The sequence below is a fragment of the Agromyces sp. NPDC056389 genome, from assembly GCF_042262385.1.
Classification (GTDB): domain Bacteria; phylum Actinomycetota; class Actinomycetes; order Actinomycetales; family Microbacteriaceae; genus Agromyces.
On the sequence record NZ_JBHJPN010000001.1, the window covers coordinates 763605 to 785192 of the forward strand.

The window sequence follows — 21588 nt, forward strand, 5'->3', positions numbered from 1 at the left end:
AGACGACGGATGCCCCGGCGCGCACTGCAGGGCAGCGACGCGCCGGGGCATCCGGCCGTTCCGATCGCTACTCGGTGATGTCGATCTCGACGAAGAGGCTCGCGTCGATCGCCTCGCGCACGCGCTCGAGCACCTCGGCGGGCACCGGCGAGTCGACGGTCAGCACGCTGAGCGCCTGCCCGCCCGCCTCGCGTCGTGCGATCTGCATGCCGGCGATGTTGATGCCGGCCTCGCCGAACTCGCGGCCGTAGACCGCGACGATGCCGGGCCGGTCGGCGTACTCCATGACGATGTGGGTCGTCGCGATCGGCACCTCGAGTTCGAAGCCGTTGACGGCGACGAGCTTCTCGATCTGCTTCGGGCCGGTCAGCGTACCGGCCACCGAGACCTGGCGCCCGTCGGCGAGCGCACCGGTGAGCGTGATGACGTTGCGGTACTCGGGCGACTCGGCCGCCGTGATGAGGCGCACGTCGAGCCCGCGCTGCTCGGCGAGGAGCGGCGCGTTCACGTACGACACCGTCTCGCTGACGACGTTGGTGAAGACACCCTTCAGGGCGGCGAGCTTCAGGGCGCTCACGTCGTAGTCGACGAGCTCGCCGCGCACCTCGACGTCGAGGCTCGTGAGCGGACCGTTGGCGATGCCGGCGAAGAGCTGGCCGAGCTTCTCGACGAGCGGGATGCCGGGGCGCACGTACGGGTCGATGACACCGCCGGCGACGTTGACCGCGTCGGGCACGAGCTCACCGGCGAGGGCGAGACGCACCGACTTCGCGACCGAGACGCCCGCCTTCTCTTGAGCCTCGTCGGTCGAGGCGCCGAGGTGCGGCGTCACGACGATGTTCGGCAGCCCGAGCAGCGGCGAGTCGCGCGGCGGCTCGGAGACGAAGACGTCGACGGCCGCGCCGGCGATCGTGCGGGCCACGAGGGCGTCGTGCAGCGCGTCTTCGTCGATGAGCCCGCCCCGGGCGACGTTCACGATGTACGCGGTCGGCTTCATGCGGGCGAACTGCTCGGTGCCGATCATGCCGGTGGTCTCGGGCGTCTTCGGCATGTGGATCGTGATGAAGTCGCTCTGCTCGAGCAGTTCGTCGAGGCTCACGGTCTGCACGCCGAGCTGCTGCGCGCGTGCGGCGGTGATGTAGGGGTCGTAGGCGATCACGTTGGTGCCGAACGCCTGCAGGCGCGCGGCGATGAGCGCACCGATGCGGCCGAGGCCGATGATGCCGATCGTCTTCTCGTAGAGCTCGACGCCCGTGTACGTCGACCGCTTCCACTCCCCCTGTGCGAGCGCGGAGTGCGCGGCGGGGATGTGGCGGGCGAGGCTCAGGATGTGGCCGACGGTCAGCTCGGCCGCCGAGATGATGTTCGACGTCGGTGCGTTCACGACCATGACGCCGGCCGCGGTGGCGGCCTTGATGTCGACGTTGTCGAGGCCGACGCCGGCCCGGGCGACGACCTTCAGCTTCGGCGCAGCGGCGATCGCCTCTGCATCGACCTTCGTGGCGGAACGCACGAGGATCGCGTCGGCGTCGGCCAGGGCCGCGAGCAGCGCGGGCCGGTCGGTGCCGTCGACGGACCTGATGTCGAAGTCGGGGCCGAGGGCCTCGACGGTGGCGGGCGAGAGTTCTTCGGCGATCAGCACGACCGGCTTTGTCACGAACGATTCCTTCGGGGTGATGCGCGCGCACGACACTGCGACTTGCGGTGGGATGCGCCACACGCCGTCGGGGCGCCTACGTGCTCACTCTACTGGAGCGCGCATGCCGCCTCGGTTGTGTGACGCCCGAGGCGTCACGAGAGGTCGAGGCCGCCGAGCTGGAAGAACGACGAGATGTCGGCGGCGAGCACCTGCACGAGCGCGTAACCGGCGAGGAAGATGACGACCTGTGCGAGCGGTCCGCGCCGGCGGGCCAGCCAGAACGCGGCGCCGAACACGAGCAGCGGCACGGCGATGCCCACCACGAGCAGCGCCCATCCTGCCCCGGTGATCGGGATGCCGAGCCCGTCGGCGTAGATGTTCAGGCCGACGAGGTTGCCGACGGCCTCCCACACGTCGTACGCGTAGAAGACGCCGAACGCGACCGCGATCGTGATCGCGAGCCAGAGCGGGGTGGCCGGTCGGGTGACGCCCCGGTCGACGTCGGCGGCGGTCGAGCCGATGGGAGCGGATGCCTCGGTCATCTCAACCTCGCAGCAGGAACGGGACGGGGACGAGCAATACGGCGCCGACGATCAGCCAGATCAGTCGAGCACGCCGGTTGCCCGACGCGAGCCAGAGCACCGCGCCGAACCACAACGGAGCGGCGAGCACGGCGAACCAGGTGCCGAGACCGTACATGAACTGCGCGACGGGGTCGGCGAAGAGCTGGCCCTCGCCGAGCGCCGCGACCAGCCAGCCGATCGCGTAGAGCAGGTAGATGCCGCCCAGCACGCCGAGCACGACGAGTTCGGCCGAACCGGTCTGCGCCGGTGCATCCGTCGCCTCGCCGGTCGTGGTCTCGGGCTCGGCGTCGGGCGCGGCCTCGTTCGTATCGGGCGAACCGCCCTCGGCGGCCGGGACATCCGCGGGTGAACCCACGGCCTTCCAGCCGGGCGCGAGGGTCGGATCGTCGTCGCCCTCCCAGCGCAGCGCTTCGTCGTCGGGGTCGCGGCTCATGCTCACCACAGTAGCGACCGAACGCTCACGGCACGGGAAGGCACTCGCCCTCGACGGACGGCAGCACGATGCCGAACTCGAAGTCGATGTGCGCCGTCTCCACGGCGCCGAGCGATCCGCCCCCCATGCTCGGCTCGTCGTGGATTCGCTCGCCGGAACCGAGTCCCACGGCCTGCCAGGCCGAGACGATGCGCTCGGCCGCCGCGACGTTGCCGTCGGTGACCTCGCGATCGTGCTCGTCGCTCGTCGTATCGGTGATCACCCCGGTCGTGAACTCGCCACCGAGGCGCAATCGGATGCCGCCCTCGCACGCCTCCTCGACGACCGCGAGCGGGCGCGCCTCCGACCAGATCGCGCCGGCGCCTGCCGCCGCGGCCGCCGTGTCGGCGAGCACTGCGAACTGACGGCGCCCCTCCTCGAGCGACGGCGGCAGCGGCTCCGGCACGGGCGGTTCCCCGATGTACTCGGACGAGCCTCCGGTATCGGGGACTCCGCCCTCGTGGACGCCCTCGTCGTCGATGGGCTCAGCGGTCACTCCGACGGAGAAGAGGAGCACCATCATGAGCACGACCGGCGCCCCGACCGCACCGAGCACGACCAGCAGTCGCGCGACCACCCCCGGCCAGGAGGCCGTCGGGCGCGCACGCACCCACCAGAGCGCCGCCGCGGGTACGACGAGCGCGATCACCACCCACGACCAACCGACCGATGCGGCACCCGGCATGAAGATCCGCACGAACACGGCGAGCATCGGCAACGACAGCACGGCCCCGCCGAACGGCACGACGAACGCCTCGGCCCGGGACCCCCACCGCAGCGCGCGGCACACGACGAGCATCGCCGCCGCGCCGACCCCGCCGGCCGCTGCAGCGATCAGGATCGCCGCCGGCACGAGGCCTCCGAACACGGCGGCGAGCGCGAGGAGCGCACCGATCAGGATGCTCCGCGCCAGGAGGAGCACCGCCGCACGAAGCAGCTCGTCGGCGCCGGAACCGCCCGGGACGCGCGGCGGCAGGACTGGAACCGGCGGGGGCGCGATCGTCATCGCACGGCGGCTGCAGCCGCGGCGACGGCCGCTCGGACGAGGTCGGGATCGGTCGCGTCGAAGCCGTCGACGCCGCCGCCCGGACCACTCGGGCCTCCGCGGCTCGCGACGCCCCTCGCCGAGAGATGCACCGCGTCGAGGCCCGCGGCGGCGAGGCCTGCGATGTCGTCGACACGGACCCCGCCACCCGCCATGACCTCCAGCGCGCCGGAGTCGGCCGCCATCCGTGTCAGCACCGCGAGGCCGGAGCGGCAGTCGGGGGCCCCGCCGGAGGTCAGCACGCGCCGCACCCCCAACGCCGCGAGCGCGGCGACCGAGGCGATGGGATCGGCGCTCGCGTCGACGGCACGGTGCACCGTCACGTCGCCGCCCGCCGCCGCCTCGACGAACCGCCGCATGGCTGAGCGATCGAGCTCCCCCGCATCGGTGAGCGCACCGACGACGACGCCGTCGGCGCCGGCCGCGATCGCGGCGCGGATGTCGCGGTCGATCGTGTCGAGCTCGTCGGCGTCGTAGGCGAACCCACCGCCGCGCGGGCGCACGAGCACGTGGACGAAGCCGAGCGTCGACGCGTCGTGCGCCGCCGCCACCGCGGCCTCGATGAGACCGACCGACGGGGTCAGCCCGCCGAGGCCGAGCGCCTGGCAGAGTTCGACGCGAGCGGCACCCGCCGTCAGGGCGACGCGCACCCCGGCGACATCCTGGACGGCGATCTCGACCGGGAGAGTTCGTGACATTCCCGACACGCTACCCGTTCGCGGGGCGACCGCGATGCACTACCTGCTGCGCCACCCCGACCGCGCCGCAACCGCCGCGCGCACGAGCTGGGCGTCGGTGCGATCGACCGCCTCCGCGCCGCCGCCCGGTCCGCTCGGCGCAGGATCGGCCACGGAGCGTCGGGCCGACAGGTGCACGGCCGCGAGCCCGACATCGAGCAGCGCCGGGACGTCGACCGCGGCGACGCCGCCGCCGGCCATGACCTCGAGGCGACCGGCGGCGGCCTCGTGCATCGCGGCGAGCTCGTCGATGCCGTCGATGCTGCGCCCGGCCGCACCGGACGTCAGCACGCGGGAGACGCCGAGCGCTGCCACTGCGTCGATCAGCTCGCTCGGACGCGGGGCCGTGTCGATCGCCCGGTGGAACGTCGTGTGCAGGCCGTCGGCCGCAGCGATCAACTCGGCGACGACGCGTTCGTCGACCGTGCCGTCCGGTCGCATCGCGCCGATCACGACACCGGCGATGCCGGTCGACCGAAGGGCGCGGATGTCGCGGACCATCGCCGACACCTCGCGGGCGTCGTAGACGAAGCCGCCGGCGCGGGGGCGCACGAGGACGTGCACGACGGCGTCGTGGCCGAGCCCCCGAGCAGCCTCGACGGACTCGAACACGGTGCCGATCGACGGTGTGAGCCCGCCCGTCACGAGCGCGCTGCAGAGCTCGACGCGATCGGCGCCCGCTGCCATCGCGACCGCGGCGCCGCCGGCGTCCTGCACGGCGATCTCGATCGCGGGAGCGGTCGCGACCTGCTGCGCGGTCACGCGGTCACGCGGGCGACCGCGATCGGCTCGCCGCGCAGGGCAGCGGGGATCGACACGGATGCCCCGGCGCTCGACTGCTCGACGACGGCATCGCCCGCTCCGAGCCAGCTCACCCGCTCGGCACCGGCGAGCTCGGACGGCAGGCGGATCTCGCCTGCGGCCGGGTCGATCGCGTGCACGAACACGTCGCCGCCGCTCGTCGTGTACGAGACGGGTGCGCCGGTGCGGTCACCGGCGCGCTGCCACGGCCGTGTGCCGTAGACGGCCGCTCCGTTGACGCCCAGCCAGCGACCCATCGCGCTCATGCTCGCCGCCTGGAGTTCGGGGATCGAGCCGTCGGCGCGCGGGCCGACGTTGATGAGCAGGTTGCCGTTCTTCGAGACGACGTCGACGAGCAGGCGCACGAGGGCATCGCCCGAGAGCGAGTGCTCGGGACCCTCGGCCTCGTTGTAGCCGAATGAGAAGCCGAGACCGCGCGTGGACTCCCACGGCGACTCGATGACGTCTTCCACGTGCGTGTACTCCCGCGTGAGGAAGCCGTGGTACGGCACGCCCCAGCGGTCGTTGACGACACCCGACGGCACGCGCTCGAGGTAGCGCTCGAGCAGTGCGGCGACGGCGAACTCGTCGCGACCCTTGCCGCCGTCCGGCCAATCGATGTCGTTCCAGAGGATGTCGGGGCTGAACCGCTCGACGAGCTCCTCGAGCTGCGCGGCCGAATAGCGCGAGAATCGCTCGTCGTTGCGGCGGTAGCGGAAGAGGTCGGTGTCGGACTCGATCGGCGGGAAGTCGCTGACGTGCCAGTCGAGCGCACCCGAGAAGTAGACGCCGAACTTCGCCCCTGCGGCGCGCGTGGCGTCGTGGAACTCGCGGATGAGGTCGCGGCGGGGCCCGCGGCGTGCCGCGTTGAAGCCCGTCGTGTCGGTGTCCCACAGGCAGAAGCCCTCGTGGTGCTTCGTGGTGGGGATGACGTAGCGGGCGCCCGCCGAGATCAGGGAGCCGACGAAGGCGTCGGCGTCGAACGCCGAGGCGTTCCAGCGGTCGGCGAGGTCCTCGTAGCTCGTGCCGGTGCCGTAGACGTCCTGGTGCCGCTGCCAGGTGGGGCTGCCCGCGATGCGCACGGTGTTGCCGTACCACTCGGCGTACTGGTGGTGCGCGTATGCGTCTTCCGTGGGCACGCCTCGGCCGTCGTGCGGGGTGCCCCATGCCGGCACCGAGTAGAGCCCCCAGTGCACGAAGAAGCCCAGCTTCGCGTCGCGGTACCACTCGGGCACGCCCGCGGTCGGGTAGACGGGGGCGTCGGCACCGAAGTCGGGGCCGATGCGGGTCTCGAAGTTCAGCATGTCGTTCCTGTTCGGGGTGTCAGCGAGTGGTTCGGCGGGTCACGACGGCGACGAGGTCGGGCTCGGGGCCATCCGCATCGAAGGGGAAGGCGCCCGGCACGAGGTGGCGGTGTCCGAGTCGCAGCAGGTCCTGGTCGACCCCGCCCGGGGTCAGCGCGAGCTTCCAGCCCTGCGCGAGGTCGTAGAGCTCGGGCTCGAGGTAGCCGATCTTCACGACGACGAGGTCCGCCGCGTGCGGGTCGAGGCCGAGCATCGTGAAGTCCGCGAGGTGGTGGAAGGGCTTGCGGCGCTCGGTGATGATCGCGTGCACGCTGCCCGCCTTGATGACGACCTGCGTGCCCGCGTCGGCGTCGCCGTCGGTGATCGAGAACACCGTTCCGGCGATCGGCACCGGCCCAGAGGGCCCGCCGTCGACGCGGCCGCCGACGAGCACGGCGATCTCCCCGCCCACGCCCGCCTTCCTGGCGACCTCGACCGCGGCCGGGTCGAAGATCGACGCGTGGATGACGGTGAGGTCGCCCTCGGCGAACTCGGCGCGGTCGAGCAGCTGCCCGAGGGTCCAGGACACGTCGCCGGCCCCGCCGGCGGTCGGGTTGTCACCCGAATCGGAGATGAGGTACGGCCGCTCGTCGGTCGCGGCGAGCGCCGCGTCGATCGACTCGGCGAGCGGCAGTGCGTCGGCGACGAACTCGAAGTCGTCACGGGCATCCCAGTAGGCGCGCCCGAGCCGCTCGGCCTCGGCCGCGATGACCCGGCGATCGTCGCCCGTGACGACGACGGCCGCCTGGCAGCGGGGTTCGTCGGCCCAGGCGTAGCCGACCCACACGGCGGCGTCGACGACGCCCTCGGCGTGCTCGACCACGGGGACCTCGGCGTAGATGCCGCGCGCGGGCTCGAGGCGGGTGCTCGTCTTCTCGCCGGGCAGCAGCACCGGCACCTGCAGCCACGCCTTGTACGGGCGGCGCTCGAGCACGTCGGCGCCGACGGAGGATCGCAGGCGGGCGAGCAGGTTGAACACCGCTCGCTCCTTGGTGTTCCACACGTCCTCATGGGGAGCCATGCGGTAGCACGTGATGAGGTCGACCGCGTCGAGCAGCTCTCGTGAGACGTTGCCGTGCAGGTCCATCGACGTCGAGACGAGCGTCGCCTCGCCGAGCTCGGCACGAACCGCGCGGGCCAGATCGGCCTCGGCGTCGACCATGCCCACGACGCTCATCGCGCCGTGGATGTCGAAGAAGAACCCGTCGAACGGGCCCTGGGCGCGGATGCCGGCGACGATCGCGCGCTTCATCCGCTCGTACGTCTCGCGCGCCACTGCCCCGCCCGGCAGCGACCGTCCGTGCGTCAGCGGCACCCATTCGGCCGCGCCCCGCAACTCCGATCCCTCGGAGAGGAACGGGTAGTAGGCCATCAGCGCGGCGCCCTCGCGAACCGTGAACGCCTCGTCACCGCTCAGGTGCGGCGAGAAGGTGCTCGACTCGATCGAGATGCCGGCGATGCCGATGCGGGGCCGTGCGAGGCCACCCGGTTCGATGGCGCCGAGCGGCCCCATCCAGATCTCGGACGCCTCCAAGGCGGTGGTCTGCTCGTCGTTCATGTTCTGCTCCTCGGTTGCTCTGCGTCGCACCCGGCTCACGCCGTCATGCCGACGGGAGATGCTGGTGCTGCGACATCCGCCTCGATGTCGATGGCGGCTGCCGCACGCTCGTCGGCGAGCGGCCAGGCGAGCGCTGCCGCGCCGAGCGCGACGGCGCGACCGCCGAGTCGTGCGGGATGCACGGCGAGCGCGAGTCCCGAGACCGGCTCGTTCTCCGCGAGCGTCGCGGAGAGCGAGGGCTCGAGCACGTCCCATGCCTCGCGCACTCCCCCGCCGACGACGACCTCGACGACGTCGAAGAGGTTCACGGCGGTGGCGATCGCGAGGGCGAGCGCGTGACCGGCCGCGTCGAAGACGGCCGTCGCGTCGGCGTCCCCGGCCCGTGCGAGCTCGGCGATCTCGACACCCGTGGTGCCGTCGGCGCCGACGCGCTCGGCGTAGCGCGCCTCGATCGATCGGCCGGAGGCGAGCGTCTCGAGGTGCCCGACCTGGCCGCACGTGCAGACGAGGTCGCTGTATCCGGGCGTGTGCCCGATCTCGCCGGCAGCACCGTGCGGGCCGCTCAGGATCCGGCCGTCGATCGCGACCGCGCCGCCGACGCCCGTGCCGAGCGTGATGCCGATGGCATGCGCCGACCCTGCGACGGATCCCCAGCGGAGCTCGCCCATCAGGAATGCGTTGACGTCGTTCTCGGCCGCCACCGGAACGCCCAGCGCGTTCGAGAGTTCGGGCCCGATGGCGTAGCCGACCCAGTCGGTGAACGACTCGGATGCCGCTCGCACGGTGCCGCTCGCCTGGTCGATGACGCCGGCGGCGCCGACGCCAGCGGCGACCGCGACGAGCCCGGAGCTCTGCTCGAGCGAGCGGATGAGTGCGGCTGCGGCTGCCGTCATCGCCGGGCCGCCTTCGCGCGCGGGGGCCGGCACGACACCGGCCGCGAGAACGGTGCCGGAACGGTCGCAGAGCACCGCCGAGATCTTGGTGCCGCCGATGTCGAGGCCGGCGACCACGTGCTGCGAAGCCATGGTGGTTCCTGTTTCAGAGTGGAGACGGGCGGTGCTGGTGGAACGGACGGGCACTACCGACCGCCGAGCCCTGCCATCGCGATGCCCTTCACGAGGTGCTTCTGCAGCACGATCACGAGCAGCGTCGTCGGCACCATCGAGATGATCGCAGCGGCCATCTGGAGGTCCCAGCGCGTGCCCTGGAGGCCCGAGAACGACGCGAGGCCGACCGGCAGGGTGCCGTGGGCGGCGTAATCGACCGTGACGATGAGCGGCCAGAGGTAGCTGTTCCAGAAGGAGAGGAACGTGAAGACGGAGAGCACAGCGACGGCCGACTTCGCGAGCGGCAGGATGATCTGCAGGAACGAGCGGACGGGGCCGGCTCCGTCGACGCGGGCCGCCTCCTCGAGTTCGAACGGGATGCCGCGGAAGAACTGGCGCATGAGGAAGGTGCCGAACGCCGTGAACGCGAAGGGCAGGATGAGCGACTGGTAGGTGTCGACCCACCCGAACCACTGCATCACCTGGAACATCGGGATGACGAGCACCTCTTGCGGCACCATGAGCGTCGCGAGGAAGAGCACGAAGACGGCGTCGCGGCCCTTCCAGCGAAGGCGCCCGAACGCGTAGCCTGCCGTCGTCGACACGGCGAGCACGACGAGCGTGCCGGTGATCGAGACGAAGAACGAGTTGCCGATGTAGGTGAGGAACGGGCCGTAGGCGAAGACGTCCGCGAAGTTCGACCAGCGCACCTCCGACCCGATGAGGGTCGGCGGCATCGAGAACATCTCGGAGTTCGGCTTCAGCGCCGAGAAGAACGCGTAGACGATCGGCGAGACGAAGATCGCCGCCGCGACGTAGACGGCGATGTGGGCGAAGACCAGCCGCACGCGGCCGCGCTTCGTGAGCGGTTCGCGACCGCCCGAACGGCCCTCGCGCTCTGCGGGGGCGTCCGTCTCCGCATCGAGGACCGCGGTCGCGGCCGGGAGCGTGTCAGTGCTCATAGTGCACCCACTTCTTCTGTGCGCGGAACTGCAGCGCGGTCAGGATGATGATGATGGCGAAGAGGATCCATGCGGCAGCCGCGGCGAGGCCGAGCTCCTGGAACTTGAAGCCCTGGTTGTAGATGAACTGCACGAGCGGCTGGGTCGCATTGCCCGGCCCGCCGCCGGTGAGCAGCTGCGGCTGCACGAAGACCTGCAGTGCCGTGATCATCGTCATGATGCTCGCGAAGAACAACGACGGCGAGATCATGGGCAGCGTCACGCTCCAGAGCATCCGGAAGCCGCGGGCCCCGTCGATGCGGGCCGCTTCGATGACGGACTCGGGCAACTGCTCGAGCGCCGCCGAGAAGATCAGCATGTTGTAGCCGAGGCCCTGCCAGACCGACATCATGACGACCATGATCATGGCCCACTGCGGGTCGGCGAGGAAGTTCGGCAGCTCGACCCCGAACCAGGTCTGGGAGAGGCCGTTGAAGAGGCCCTGCGGCTGCAGCATCATCTTCCACACGAGCACGTTCGCGACCATGGGCGTCACGACGGGGATGAAGAACAGCACCCGGAGCACGCCGCGACCGCGGATGCGGGCGCTGAGCGAGATCGCGAGCAGCAGCGACAACGCGACGCTGATCGGCACGTAGAGCAGGGCGAAGACGAAGGTGTTCCGCAGCGCCGGCCAGAAGTCGGGGCTCTGCGTGAAGAGCTTGACGTAGTTGTCGAGCCCGACGAACGTCTTCTCGCCGAAGGTGGGCCAGTTGAAGAAGCCCATGACGATGGACAGGACGACGGGGACGACCGTGAACAGGGCGAGCCCCGCCAGGGCTGGGCTGACGAAGCCCAGCGCCTGACGGGATTCAGCTCTGGCGAGCGTCCCTCGACGAGGTATCTGCTTGGTGTTCGACATCTCGGGAGGGGTCCTTGCCGGTGGTGCTTATTCGCCGAACTGCTGCTGAGCGGACTCGAGCACGTTCGACATGGATTCCTGGCCGTTGTAGACGCTCACCAGCTGCGGCTGGATGTAGGTGCCGACCTTCGACCAGTTGTCGCTGACGTTCTGGCCCTCGACCTGCTCGAAGGCGCTCGTGAAGACGGCCTCGACCTGGTCGCGGTACTGCTCGTCGATCGACTCGAAGTAGAGCGGCTGCGACGAGACACGGGCCGGGTAGCTGCGGCCCGAGGAGGCGATGTAGTCCTGCGAGTCGGTGCTGAGCAGGGAGCCGAGCACCTTGAGCGCGGCCTCCTTGTTGTCGCAGTCCTTCGCGATGCCGTAGCCCGAGCCGAGGATGAGCCCGAGCGAGCCGTTCTCACCCGTGGGGAGCGTGGTCATGCCGGCGGTGAAGCCGGAATCGTTGTTCAGGTAGCCGACCGCGTTCCACGTGCCGTCGACGGCCATCGCCGCGTTGCCGCCCGTGTACTGGTTCTCGCCCCAGCCGGTGTCGGAGGCCGACGCGACCGGTGCCGCGACCTTCTCGTCGGTGACGAGGCCCGAGTACCAGGTGGCCGCGTCGACGAAGTCGGGGTTCGTCAGGTCGAGCGTGCCGTCGGCCTCGACGGGCTGCGTGCCCGACTTGGCGATCGGGAGCGCCTGCCACTGGAAGTCGCCCATGCCGACGGCGAATCCGTACTTGCCGCCGGTCGTGGCGGCCTTCGCGGTCGCCTCGAAGTCGTCGAAGGTCCAGCCGGCCTCGGGAGCGGCGACGCCGGCGGCGTCGAGCATGTCCTGGTTGTAGTAGACGAGCATCGTCGAGATGTCGAAGGGCAGGCCGTACATCGTGCCCTTGTTCGAGAGGATGTCCTCGCTGCCGGGAGCGAAGTCGGCGGGGTCGAGCCCCGCGGTCTTCAGGTCGGCGTCGGTGAGCTCGGCGAAGCCGGCGGTGTAGCTCGAGAGCATGCCCGAGTTCATTCCGGTGACGCAGGCCATGTTGCCCGAGGCCATGTTGGTGGTGAGCTTCGTGAAGAAGTCACCCCACGGCGCCGTGCGCAGCTCGATCTTCAGGTCGGGGTTCTGCTCCTGCGCGATCGCGAGCTGGGCGTTCAGGGCGTCGGTGTCGTCCTGGCTCCCGGCCCACATGTCGATCACGATGGTGTCGGACGACGCCTCAGCGCCTCCGTTGCTGCAACCCGTCATCACGAGTGCGGCGGCGGTCGCGACCGCCATCGCGCCGACGTGGATCTTCTTCATTGAATGTCGCCTCCTCAGGCATAGAGACACATGATTGATCAGTTCTTTCGAGCCTCGAACGAACTTCATCAACTTGGTGCGTAAAGTCATCATGCCAGACGAGTGAATTCTTCGCCAGCTTTCATCGGATGTCTGCCGCGGATCCGTGATTTTCCGCGGGTCGCTCTCGCCGCGGCGCGCAGCCCGTACTAGTCTCAACTTAATTCGACCTCGAAAGAAGCCTATGTCACCGTCGACACCGCAGATGCCCCCGACGCCGCCCCAGCACGCCCGACAGATCGTCGAGCTCATCGCCAGGGGCGAGGCGAGTTCGCGCAGCGACCTCTCCCGGATCCTCGGCCTCGCACCGTCGACCATCTCGCTCCGCGTGGCCGAGCTGACCGAGCTCGGCGTGCTCCACGAGGAGGGCGTCGGCGTCTCCAGCGGCGGCCGCCGTCCCCGCATCCTCCGACTCCACGGCGATCGCGGCAGCATCCTCGTCGCCGACCTCGGCGGCGGCCATGCGCGCGTCGGTCGCGTCGATCTCAGCGGCGCGCTGCTCGCCACCGCGTCGATCCCCGTCGACGTCGGCGATGGGCCCGAGGCGACCCTCGCTGCGATCGCCGCGGCCATGCGCGGACTCGCGACCGAGGTCGATCCAGAGTTCCGCGGCATTCGCGGCGTCGGCCTGGCGTTGCCCGGCCCCGTCGACGTCGGCACCGGCGGCGTCGACCAGCCGTCTCGCATGCCGGGGTGGCCCGGCTTCCGGGTGCGCGACTGGCTCAGCCGCGAGTTCGGCGTGCCTGCGGCCGTCGACAACGACGCCAATCTCATGGCGCTCGGCGAACACCGTGCCCAGTTCGGCGCGACCCGCCACAGCGTCACGGTCAAGGCCGGCACCGCCATCGGCAGCGGCATCATCGTCGACGGCGTGCTGCACCGCGGCGCCACCTGGGCGGCCGGGGACGTCACGCACACGCGCATCGACGCGGCCGACGACCGGCCGTGCTCCTGCGGCAACACCGGATGCCTCGAGACCGTCGCGAGCGGGGCGAGCCTCGTGCGGCAGATGAACGAACGCGGCATCCCGGTGCGCACGACCGCCGACGTACTCGCCCTCGCCCGCGACGCCGACCCGGTCGCCACGACGCTCGTCCGCACCGCGGGCACCTATCTCGGCCAGGTGCTCTCGACCGTCGTGAACTTCTTCAACCCCGACGCGCTCTTCCTCACGGGCAGCATGTCATCGAGCGAGCCCTTCATCGCGGCCGTGCGAAGCCGCATCTACGAGGGCTGCCACCCGCTCGTCACGCAGCGGCTCCGCATCGAGGCGGCGTCCACCGGTCCGAACGCCGGACTGCTGGGGGCTGCGCGGCTCGTGCTCGACGAATTGACGTTCAGCTCCGAGGACGCGGTGCCCGCAATGCGCTGACCGCGGGGCGCCGACTCAGGCTCAGGTCAGCGTCAGTTCGATCACGGGCACCGCGACATCCGGCTGCCTGACCGGCAGCGACACCGTGAGGGTGCCCGCCTCCTCCCCCGCCGGACGCATGACGTTCGCCTCCTGGTCGGGGTCGATGGTCGTCGTGCGAAGCCACGAGCCGTCGTGCAGGAAGCGCGCGTACGAGACCTTGCCCGCGAGCGCCGGCAGGTGCACGAACCCGAGCGGCCAGCTGAACAGGTGCAGGTAGAGGCGGTTGCCTCGGAGCGTGTAGACGCCCTCTCGCGGAGGCGTGTACGGCGCGTGGCCCGCACCGACGATCGCATCGCGGTGCAGCTCCATCCAGGCGCCGATCTCGCCGAGGAGGTTCCGGTCGGCCGGCGGGATCGCGCCGCGCCCGTCGGGCCCGACGTTCAGCAGCATGTTGCCGTCCATCGAGACCGAGTCCGAGAGCATGCGGATGAGCAGCCCGGCGCTCTTGAAGTCGACGTTGTCGCGGTCGTACCCCCACGAGCCGTTCGTGGTCTGGCATGCCTCCCAGACGACGGGCTCGCCGTCGCGCTCGAGGGGCTTCGTCGGCTGGTACTGCTCGGGCGTCACGAAGTCGCCCGGCACGCCGAGCCGGTCGTTGACGAGCATGTCGGGCTGGAGTTCCCGGCAGAGCGCGAGCAGCCCCTCCGCATCCCAGTCCTCGGGGCCCTTGCCCGCCCAGCCCTCCTTCGTCTCGGGGTAGGTGAAGTCGAAGAAGAGGTAATCGATCGTGCCGTAGCGGGTCAGGAGTTCACGCACCTGCCCGTGCAGGTACTCGCGGTAGCGCTCCATCGAGCGGCCCTCGTTCAGCGCGTGCGCCTCGGGGTCGTCGCGGCGCGGGTGGACCCAGTCGACGGTGAAATCGGGGTGGTGCCAGTCGACGAGCGAGTAGTAGAGGCCGACCTTGAGGCCCGCGGCGCGTGTCGCTTCGACGTACTCGGCGACGAGGTCGCGGTCGCAGACCGTGCGGGCGGTGAAGTCCGTCAGCTCCGAGTCCCACAGGCAGAACCCGTCGTGGTGCTTGGTCGTCAGCACGGCGTATCCCATGCCGGTCGCGACGGCCATCGCCGCGATCGCGGCCGCATCGAAGCGGTCGGGCTCGAAGTGGTCGACGTACGGCCGGTACTCCGCATCGGTCAGCCGCTCCCGATTCTGCACCCATTCATGGCGGGCGGCGCCGCTGTAGGCGCCGAAGTGCAGGAAGAGCCCGAATCGGGCGGTGTCGAACCAGTCCTGTCGCATGTGTCGTCCTTCTCGTCGCTGCGGTCGCATACATCCTGCCATAGACATCGGATGTCTCGGCGAGCGCCCGTTGCGGCCTCCCGATGACGCCATGATGACGATTCCGCGTCGATCCCCCACCCGGGCCCGCATTCCCAATATGCTCTTCGCGGCACTCAACCCCTCGGAAGGACGAACGTGGCAGAGCAGCGCAAGAAGAAGGTCGTACGAGTCGAACCCACCGCGGCAGCGGGCAGCGCCGGCGGCACGACCGTCGCCGATGCGACCGTCGCGCCGACGTGGACGCCGACGCCCGAGGCGAAGAAGCAGGCGACGACGTTCCGCCTGATCGCCGGCGGCCTTTGGCTGCTCGCCATCGGCGGCGAGGTCTTCACCATCTTCTGGGTGCTGCGTCAGGTGCCCGTCAACATGGTGCTGCTCATCATCCTGATCGTCGTGATCGGCGCGCTCGCGATCGGCGGCTCGCTGCTCTGGAAGAAGGCGAACCGCCTCGACCCCGCGTCGAAGGAGGACAAGGTCCGCTTCTTCGTGCAGAACCAGCTCGGCGCGATCATCGCCGTCATCGCGTTCCTGCCGCTCATCATCCTGATCTTCACGAACAAGGACATGGACGGCAAGCAGAAGGCGCTCGCGGGCATCATCGCGATCGTCATCGGCGGCGGGGCGCTCGCCCTCGGCGTCGATTACAATCCGCCGTCGGTCGAGCAGTACACCGAGGAGTCGAACGTCATCCTGCAGCTCACGGGCGAAGACGTCGTGTACTGGACCAAGTCGGGCTCCGTCTTCCACGTCTGCGCCGAGGTGCCCGACGTCAACAAGGAATCGAAGGACGGCCAGATCTACGAGGGCACCGTCGCCGACGCGCACGCCGCCGGCAAGGACCGCCTTGTCAGCTACTGGGAGCGCGAGGCACTCAACTACTGCGGCTACAGCCAGGAGCAGGTCGACGCGGTGATCGGCGCCCTCGCTCCGGTGGACGATGCCCCCGCTGAGGCGCCCGAGGATGCCCCCGCCGCGGAGTAGTTCCCGGAGACCATGACGAAGGCCCGTCCGGATCCCCGGGCGGGCCTTCGCCGTGCGCGCGGTCCTCGCGTCAGAACACCGGCGTGCCGTTCCGTACGAGCCGCCAGTTCTCGACGTGGAACGTCGCCGGATCGATCGTGCCCGCTGCGGAGGCGTACGAGACGATCGCCTCGCGGATCGCGACCTGCGCGTTGTAGACGACCGGCGCTGTCGCGATGTGCGGGAACCCGCCACCGCCCGATTGCCGGTAGTTGTTCACCGCGACGAGGAACTGCTGGTCGGGCGTCACGAGGACCCCCTCGTAGGACATCCCGACGATGCGCGACCCCAGCGGCTGCGAGATGTCGACGGCGTAGTCGATGCCCGAGAACTGGTCGTAGTTGTAGTCGGGCGTGTTTCCGGCGTTCGTCCACGACGCGGGCGCGACCGGTGCGTCGGGGGCGACCTGGGTGAAGTACTTCGCCGAGTACTCGAGGTAGTCCTTGATCTGCGCACCGGTGAGGACCGAGGCCATCAGCGTGTTGTCGTAGATGTAGAGCCCCGCGACGTCCTTGATCGTCACCGCACCGCCCGGGAAGGTCGCCCCGCGGTTGAACGGCGCCGCGATCGAGACGATCGGCAGCCCCGCCTCGGGAGTGCCGGCGACCGCTGCGGCCACCGTGGCGGTCTGCACGACGTTGACGTAGTCGAGGATCGCGGTGTCCTTCCAGCACGCCTCCGCCGCCGACATGGCCTCGGTGGACGTCGCGACCGTCTGGTTGACGTAGGCCACGACCGCATCGTGCTGCGCGCGGATCACCGCCACGAGCGCCGGGTCGTCGACGACGGTGTTCGTGTTCACGGTGAGCGCCGAACTCGAGACGACCGACCACGAGCCCCGCTCGAACTCGAGGTCGAGATCGAAGACGCTCAGGCGCTGTCCCCAGTTCTTCGGCTCGCTCATCACGACCTGCTTGCCGGTCGCCGTGTTCGTGACGAAGCGCTCCGGCACCTCGCGGTGGGCGTGCCCGAAGAGGATCGCGTCGATGCCCGGCACCTGCTCCGCCATGAGCGCCGCCGCGTTCTCGACCGGGAGATCGCCGCCGTACGACGACGTGCCGCTGTCGCCCGAATGGGCGCTCACGACCACGATGTCAGCGCCGGCAGCGCGCATCACGGGCACCCAGCGCGCAGCTGCCTCGACGAGGCCCTGCACCTCGATCTTCCCGCTGACGTTCGCCTTGTCCCAGATCACGACGCCGGGGTTGGTGAGGCCGAGCACGCCGACGCGGACCGGCGGCAGCCCCTTCACCTTCATCTTCTTGATCGTGTAGGGACGGTACGCGGGCACCTTCGTGCCGGCGTGCACCGCGTTCGCTGCGAGCACCTCGGCATCCATCTGGGAGATCCAGTTGTCGAGGAACTCGAGGCCGTAGTTGAACTCGTGATTGCCGAGCGCGACGGCGTCGTACCCGATCGCGTTCATCTGCGCGGCCATGGGATGGATCGCGCCGGTCTCGGTGACGGGTTCCACCGTCGCGTAGTAGAAGCCGAGGGGCGTGCCCTGGATCGTGTCACCGGCGTCGAAGAGCAGCGTGTGCTCGCGCCCGCGGTCGGCCCTGATCTGGTTGACGACGCTCGAGACGCGGGCGAGGCCCACCACATTGCCGGCGCTGTCGCTGAACGCGGCGTCCTTGTAGTAGTCCCAGTTGACGACGTTGCAATGCAGGTCGGAGGTGCCCATGACCGTGATCGTCAGGGCTTTGCCCTTCGGCACGGCATGGGCGGCCTGGGCTGCTCCGGGCCAGCCGGCCGCGGCGAGTGCACCGGCCGCCGAGATGCCGACGAGCACATTCCGTCGAGAGAGCCCGGATGTCTCGGGAAGGGCGTCGTCGGGTACGGCGCACGAGCACCAGCGCGGAGTGGGTTCGGTGTGGTGGTGGTGGTGTGAGAGTTCGCTCATGGCACCACATGCGACCACACCCGGCACCTCCGTGACAAGGGTTTCGCCGCAACGCGCGCTGCTCATTCGTGCACGGCGCGAGAACGGCCCGCCCCGGGGCATCCGGAGCGGGCCGTTCAGCGCTGCACTGCAGCGTGGTTCGGTGCCTGTGCTTAGCGCGCGACCTCGCCGTCGACGTAGTCGTCGTCGTTCGAGGCGTTCCAGGCGAAGAGCTTGCGGAGCTCGCGGCCGGTGGCCTCGATCGGGTGTGCCTCGCCCTTGGCACGGAGCTCGAGGAACTCCTTCTGGCCGTTGTCCTGGTCGTCGATGAAGCGCTGCGCGAACGCGCCCGACTGGATGTCGGCGAGCACGGCCTGCATGTTCTCCTTGACGTGCGGGTCGATGACGCGCGGGCCCGAGACGTAGTCGCCGTACTCGGCCGTGTCGGAGACCGACCAGCGCTGCTTGGCGATGCCGCCCTCCCACATGAGGTCGACGATGAGCTTCAGCTCGTGGAGCACCTCGAAGTAGGCGACCTGCGGCTGGTAGCCGGCCTCGGTGAGGGTCTCGAAGCCGTACTGCACGAGCTGCGAGACGCCGCCGCAGAGCACGGCCTGCTCGCCGAACAGGTCGGTCTCGGTCTCTTCGGTGAAGGTCGTCTTGATGCCGCCGGCGCGCAGGCCGCCGATCGCCTTGGCGTACGAGAGCGTGAGCGGCCAGGCGCTGCCCGACGCATCCTTCTCGACGGCGACGATCACGGGCACGCCGCGGCCGGCCTCGTACTCGCGGCGCACGGTGTGGCCCGGGCCCTTGGGCGCGACCATGACGACATCGACGCCCTCGGGCGCCTCGATGTAGCCGAAGCGGATGTTGAAGCCGTGACCGAACACGAGGGTCTTGCCCTCGGCCAGGTTGTCCTTGATCGACTCGGCGTAGATGTGGCGCTGGTACTGGTCGGGCGCGAGGATGACGATGACGTCGGCCCAGGCGGCCGCGTCGGCGACGCTCTTGACCTCGAAGCCGGCCTCTTCGGCCTTGGCCTTCGACTTCGAGCCCTCCTTGAGTCCGATGACGACCTCGACGCCCGAGTCGCGGAGGTTCTGCGCGTGCGCGTGGCCCTGCGAGCCGTAGCCGATGACGGCGACCTTCTTGCCCTGGATGAGGGCGAGGTCGGCGTCCTTGTCGTAGTAGATCTCAGCCATGATGCTGTCTTTCTCCTTGATCGGGGATGGTGCAGTTCGTGAAAACGGTCAGTTCTTGAAGACGCGCTCGGTGATGGACTTGCCGCCACGGCCGATCGCGAGAAGGCCCGACTGGGCGATCTCCTTGATGCCGTAGGGCTCGAGCACCTTGAGGAACGCGGTGGTCTTGCCGGAGTCGCCGGTGACCTCGATCACGAGTGCGTCGGTCGACACGTCGACGACGCGAGCACGGAAGAGGTTCACCGCCTCGAGCACCTGCGAACGGGTCGTGTTGTCGACCCGCACCTTGATGAGCAGGTGCTCGCGCTGCACGGCCTGTGCAGGGTCGAGCTCGACGATCTTGATGACGTTGACGAGCTTGTTCAGCTGCTTCGTCACCTGCTCGAGCGGCAGCTCCTCGACGTCGACGACGACCGTGATGCGGCTGAGCCCCGCGATCTCGGAGTGGCCGACCGCGAGCGATTCGATGTTGAATCCGCGTCGGGCGAAGAGCCCTGCGACGCGGGTCAGCAGGCCGGGCTTGTCCTCGACGAGGAGCGAGAGCACGTGTGTCGACATGGTCAGTCCTCCTCGCTGAATGCCGGCGAGTGATCGCGGGCGTACTGGATGTAGCTGTTCGAGACGCCCTGCGGCACCATCGGCCACACCATCGCGTCGGCCGAGACGACGAAGTCGATCACCACGGGGCGGTCGTTCGTCTCGAGCGCGAGCTTGATGGCGTCGTCGATCTCCTCCGCTTTCGTGACCCGGATGCCGAGCGCGCCGTAGGCCTCGGCGAGTGCCACGAAGTCGGGGATGCGCACGCTGTCGTGCCCCGTGTTCAGGTCGGTGTTCGAGTACCGGCCGTCGTAGAACAGGGTCTGCCACTGGCGCACCATGCCGAGCGAGGAGTTGTTGATGATCGCGACCTTGATCGGGATTTTGTTCAACGTGCAGGTCGCGAGCTCCTGATTGGTCATCTGGAAGCATCCGTCGCCGTCGATCGCCCAGACCACGCGGTCGGGCTCGGCGACCTTCGCGCCCATCGCCGCCGGGACGGCGTAGCCCATCGTGCCGGCGCCGCCCGAGTTCAGCCAGGAGTTGGGGCGCTCGTACTTGATGAACTGCGCGGCCCACATCTGGTGCTGGCCGACGCCCGCGGCGTAGACCGCCTCTGGGCCGGTGAGCTCGCCGATGCGCTGGATGACCTGCTGCGGAGCGAGCAGTCCGTCGGACGGCGTCGAGAACCCGAGCGGGAACTCCGCGCGGAGTCCGTCGAGCGTCGCCCACCACTCGTCGAGGTCGGGGGTGCCGGAGCCGATGGCGTCGCGGTAGGCGGCCTCGAGGTCGACGAGCACGTCTTTCGCGTCGCCCACGATCGGCACGTCGGCGACGCGGATCTTGGAGATCTCGGCCGGGTCGATGTCGACGTGCACGACCTTGGCGTTCGGCGCGAAGAGCGCCGCCTTGCCGGTCACGCGGTCGTCGAAGCGGGCGCCGAGGGCGATGAGGAGGTCGGCCTCCTGCAGCGCGATCACGGCGGGAACCGTGCCGTGCATGCCGGGCATGCCGAGGTGCTGCTGGTGCGAGTCGGGGAAGGCTCCGCGGGCCATCAGCGTCGTCACGACCGGGGCGTTGGTCGTCTCGGCGAGCGTGAGCAGCTCCTCCGATGCGCCCGAGCGGATGACTCCCCCGCCCACGTACAGCACGGGGCGCTTCGCCTCGGCGAGCAGCTGGGCCGCGGCCGCGACCTGCTTGCCGTGCGCCTTCGTGATCGGCCGATAGCCCGGCAGGTCGATCTTCGGCGGCCAGCGGAAGATCGCCTTCGCCTGCTGCGCGTCTTTCGTGATGTCGACGAGCACGGGGCCCGGTCGGCCGGTCGAGGCGATGTGGTACGCCGCCGCGATGGTCGCCGGAATCTCCGAGGCGTCCTTCACCAGGAAGGAGTGCTTCGTGATCGGCATCGTGATGCCGACGATGTCGGCCTCCTGGAAGGCGTCGGTGCCCATGAGGTTCGAGAACACCTGGCCGGTGATCGCGAGCATCGGCACCGAGTCCATGTGGGCGTCGGCGATGGCGGTGACGAGGTTCGTCGCGCCGGGGCCCGACGTCGCGATGGCGACGCCGACCTTGCCGGACGAGGAGGCGTATCCCTCGGCCGCGTGGCCGGCGCCCTGCTCGTGGCGCACGAGGATGTGCCGGAGCTTGTTGCTGTCGAGCAGCGGGTCGTAGACGGGGAGGATCGCGCCGCCGGGGAGGCCGAACACGTCGGTGATGCCGAGCATCTCGAGTGAACGGACGACCGCCTCGGCGCCCGTGATCTCCACGGGGGCACCGGAGGGCACGGTGGCGGGCGATGGCACGGGACTGGATTCCGTGGTCATTCGGTTCCTGTTCTGGTGGAC

At 69.8% G+C, this 21588-nt stretch carries 19 protein-coding genes; 2 read left to right on the forward strand and 17 right to left on the reverse strand.

What is annotated here, in order from left to right:
* Positions 1-67 precede the first annotated feature (67 nt).
* From serA to ACFCVM_RS03655, 12 genes are all read right to left on the reverse strand, one after another.
* Positions 68-1657 carry a phosphoglycerate dehydrogenase gene (gene serA / locus ACFCVM_RS03600; protein WP_375833944.1) on the reverse strand — a complete coding sequence of 530 codons (1590 nt, stop codon included), beginning with the start codon at positions 1655-1657 and terminating at the stop codon, positions 68-70.
* A gap of 134 nt (positions 1658-1791) precedes the next feature.
* On the reverse strand, positions 1792-2181 hold the full coding sequence (locus ACFCVM_RS03605) for a hypothetical protein (protein WP_375833947.1): 390 nt from the start codon (positions 2179-2181) through the stop codon (positions 1792-1794).
* A 1-nt stretch (position 2182) separates the two neighbouring features.
* A complete protein-coding gene (locus tag ACFCVM_RS03610; RefSeq protein WP_375833950.1) occupies positions 2183-2656 on the reverse strand; it encodes a hypothetical protein in 474 nt (157 codons plus the stop codon).
* Between the two features lie 25 nt (positions 2657-2681).
* Complete coding sequence (locus ACFCVM_RS03615; RefSeq protein ID WP_375833953.1) at positions 2682-3701, reverse strand: hypothetical protein; 1020 nt, start codon at positions 3699-3701, stop codon at positions 2682-2684.
* Complete coding sequence (locus ACFCVM_RS03620) at positions 3698-4438, reverse strand: copper homeostasis protein CutC (protein WP_375833955.1); 741 nt, start codon at positions 4436-4438, stop codon at positions 3698-3700. The genes ACFCVM_RS03615 and ACFCVM_RS03620 overlap by 4 nt, the downstream gene beginning before the upstream one ends.
* Positions 4439-4477: 39 nt before the next feature.
* A complete protein-coding gene (locus tag ACFCVM_RS03625; protein WP_375833958.1) occupies positions 4478-5239 on the reverse strand; it encodes a copper homeostasis protein CutC in 762 nt (253 codons plus the stop codon).
* A complete protein-coding gene (locus ACFCVM_RS03630; protein WP_375833961.1) occupies positions 5236-6582 on the reverse strand; it encodes an alpha-L-fucosidase in 1347 nt (448 codons plus the stop codon). The genes ACFCVM_RS03625 and ACFCVM_RS03630 overlap by 4 nt, the downstream gene beginning before the upstream one ends.
* 19 nt (positions 6583-6601) lie before the next feature.
* Positions 6602-8134 carry a M81 family metallopeptidase gene (locus ACFCVM_RS03635; RefSeq protein ID WP_375836647.1) on the reverse strand — a complete coding sequence of 511 codons (1533 nt, stop codon included), beginning with the start codon at positions 8132-8134 and terminating at the stop codon, positions 6602-6604.
* A gap of 80 nt (positions 8135-8214) precedes the next feature.
* Positions 8215-9204, reverse strand: a complete 990-nt coding sequence (locus ACFCVM_RS03640; RefSeq protein ID WP_375833964.1) for an ROK family protein — start codon at positions 9202-9204, stop codon at positions 8215-8217.
* A gap of 53 nt (positions 9205-9257) precedes the next feature.
* The gene (locus tag ACFCVM_RS03645) at positions 9258-10187 is read right to left on the reverse strand and encodes a carbohydrate ABC transporter permease (RefSeq protein ID WP_375833967.1); all 930 of its coding nucleotides are present in this window, start codon (positions 10185-10187) and stop codon (positions 9258-9260) included.
* On the reverse strand, positions 10177-11088 hold the full coding sequence (locus ACFCVM_RS03650; protein ID WP_375833970.1) for a carbohydrate ABC transporter permease: 912 nt from the start codon (positions 11086-11088) through the stop codon (positions 10177-10179). The genes ACFCVM_RS03645 and ACFCVM_RS03650 overlap by 11 nt, the downstream gene beginning before the upstream one ends.
* A 27-nt stretch (positions 11089-11115) precedes the next feature.
* Entirely contained in the window at positions 11116-12366 is a 1251-nt protein-coding gene (locus tag ACFCVM_RS03655) for an ABC transporter substrate-binding protein (protein WP_375833973.1), read from the reverse strand.
* 244 nt (positions 12367-12610) lie between these two features.
* On the opposite strand from ACFCVM_RS03655, the gene ACFCVM_RS03660 reads away from it, so the two are divergent.
* Complete coding sequence (locus tag ACFCVM_RS03660; protein ID WP_375833976.1) at positions 12611-13777, forward strand: ROK family protein; 1167 nt, start codon at positions 12611-12613, stop codon at positions 13775-13777.
* A gap of 21 nt (positions 13778-13798) precedes the next feature.
* On the opposite strand, the gene ACFCVM_RS03665 is transcribed toward ACFCVM_RS03660, so the two are convergent.
* On the reverse strand, positions 13799-15058 hold the full coding sequence (locus tag ACFCVM_RS03665) for an alpha-L-fucosidase (RefSeq protein ID WP_375833979.1): 1260 nt from the start codon (positions 15056-15058) through the stop codon (positions 13799-13801).
* Positions 15059-15235: 177 nt separating this feature from the next.
* Here ACFCVM_RS03665 and ACFCVM_RS03670 point away from each other — a divergent pair, with 177 nt between their 5' ends.
* A complete protein-coding gene (locus ACFCVM_RS03670; RefSeq protein ID WP_375833981.1) occupies positions 15236-16081 on the forward strand; it encodes a hypothetical protein in 846 nt (281 codons plus the stop codon).
* A gap of 70 nt (positions 16082-16151) precedes the next feature.
* Here ACFCVM_RS03670 and ACFCVM_RS03675 read toward each other — a convergent pair whose 3' ends face one another.
* The 4 genes from ACFCVM_RS03675 to ACFCVM_RS03690 all read right to left on the reverse strand — a co-directional run bounded on the left by ACFCVM_RS03675 (position 16152) and on the right by ACFCVM_RS03690 (position 21567).
* Positions 16152-18023: a bifunctional metallophosphatase/5'-nucleotidase gene (locus ACFCVM_RS03675; protein WP_375833983.1), complete on the reverse strand. Its 1872-nt coding sequence runs from the start codon at positions 18021-18023 to the stop codon at positions 16152-16154.
* A 152-nt stretch (positions 18024-18175) separates the two neighbouring features.
* Positions 18176-19204, reverse strand: coding sequence for a ketol-acid reductoisomerase (gene ilvC / locus ACFCVM_RS03680; RefSeq protein WP_375833986.1), 1029 nt, complete (start codon positions 19202-19204; stop codon positions 18176-18178).
* Positions 19205-19252: 48 nt separating this feature from the next.
* Positions 19253-19762, reverse strand: coding sequence for an acetolactate synthase small subunit (gene ilvN / locus ACFCVM_RS03685; RefSeq protein WP_375833988.1), 510 nt, complete (start codon positions 19760-19762; stop codon positions 19253-19255).
* A 2-nt stretch (positions 19763-19764) separates the two neighbouring features.
* A complete protein-coding gene (locus ACFCVM_RS03690) occupies positions 19765-21567 on the reverse strand; it encodes an acetolactate synthase large subunit (RefSeq protein ID WP_375833990.1) in 1803 nt (600 codons plus the stop codon).
* Between the last annotated feature and the right edge of the window lie 21 nt (positions 21568-21588).

Bases quoted from the DNA above. Each gene is read 5' to 3' on its own strand.
- ACFCVM_RS03605 (WP_375833947.1), bottom strand. From the start codon at position 2,181: ATGACCGAGGCATCCGCTCCCATCGGCTCGACCGCCGCCGACGTCGAC.
- ACFCVM_RS03610 (WP_375833950.1), bottom strand. From the start codon at position 2,656: ATGAGCCGCGACCCCGACGACGAAGCGCTGCGCTGGGAGGGCGACGAC.
- ACFCVM_RS03615 (WP_375833953.1), bottom strand. From the start codon at position 3,701: ATGACGATCGCGCCCCCGCCGGTTCCAGTCCTGCCGCCGCGCGTCCCG.
- ACFCVM_RS03620 (WP_375833955.1), bottom strand. From the start codon at position 4,438: ATGTCACGAACTCTCCCGGTCGAGATCGCCGTCCAGGATGTCGCCGGG.
- ACFCVM_RS03630 (WP_375833961.1), bottom strand. From the start codon at position 6,582: ATGCTGAACTTCGAGACCCGCATCGGCCCCGACTTCGGTGCCGACGCC.
- ACFCVM_RS03635 (WP_375836647.1), bottom strand. From the start codon at position 8,134: ATGGGGCCGCTCGGCGCCATCGAACCGGGTGGCCTCGCACGGCCCCGC.
- ACFCVM_RS03640 (WP_375833964.1), bottom strand. From the start codon at position 9,204: ATGGCTTCGCAGCACGTGGTCGCCGGCCTCGACATCGGCGGCACCAAG.
- ACFCVM_RS03645 (WP_375833967.1), bottom strand. From the start codon at position 10,187: ATGAGCACTGACACGCTCCCGGCCGCGACCGCGGTCCTCGATGCGGAG.
- ACFCVM_RS03650 (WP_375833970.1), bottom strand. From the start codon at position 11,088: ATGTCGAACACCAAGCAGATACCTCGTCGAGGGACGCTCGCCAGAGCT.
- ACFCVM_RS03655 (WP_375833973.1), bottom strand. From the start codon at position 12,366: ATGAAGAAGATCCACGTCGGCGCGATGGCGGTCGCGACCGCCGCCGCA.
- ACFCVM_RS03660 (WP_375833976.1), top strand. From the start codon at position 12,611: ATGCCCCCGACGCCGCCCCAGCACGCCCGACAGATCGTCGAGCTCATC.
- ACFCVM_RS03665 (WP_375833979.1), bottom strand. From the start codon at position 15,058: ATGCGACAGGACTGGTTCGACACCGCCCGATTCGGGCTCTTCCTGCAC.
- ACFCVM_RS03675 (WP_375833983.1), bottom strand. From the start codon at position 18,023: ATGAGCGAACTCTCACACCACCACCACCACACCGAACCCACTCCGCGC.
- ilvC (WP_375833986.1), bottom strand. From the start codon at position 19,204: ATGGCTGAGATCTACTACGACAAGGACGCCGACCTCGCCCTCATCCAG.
- ilvN (WP_375833988.1), bottom strand. From the start codon at position 19,762: ATGTCGACACACGTGCTCTCGCTCCTCGTCGAGGACAAGCCCGGCCTG.
- ACFCVM_RS03690 (WP_375833990.1), bottom strand. From the start codon at position 21,567: ATGACCACGGAATCCAGTCCCGTGCCATCGCCCGCCACCGTGCCCTCC.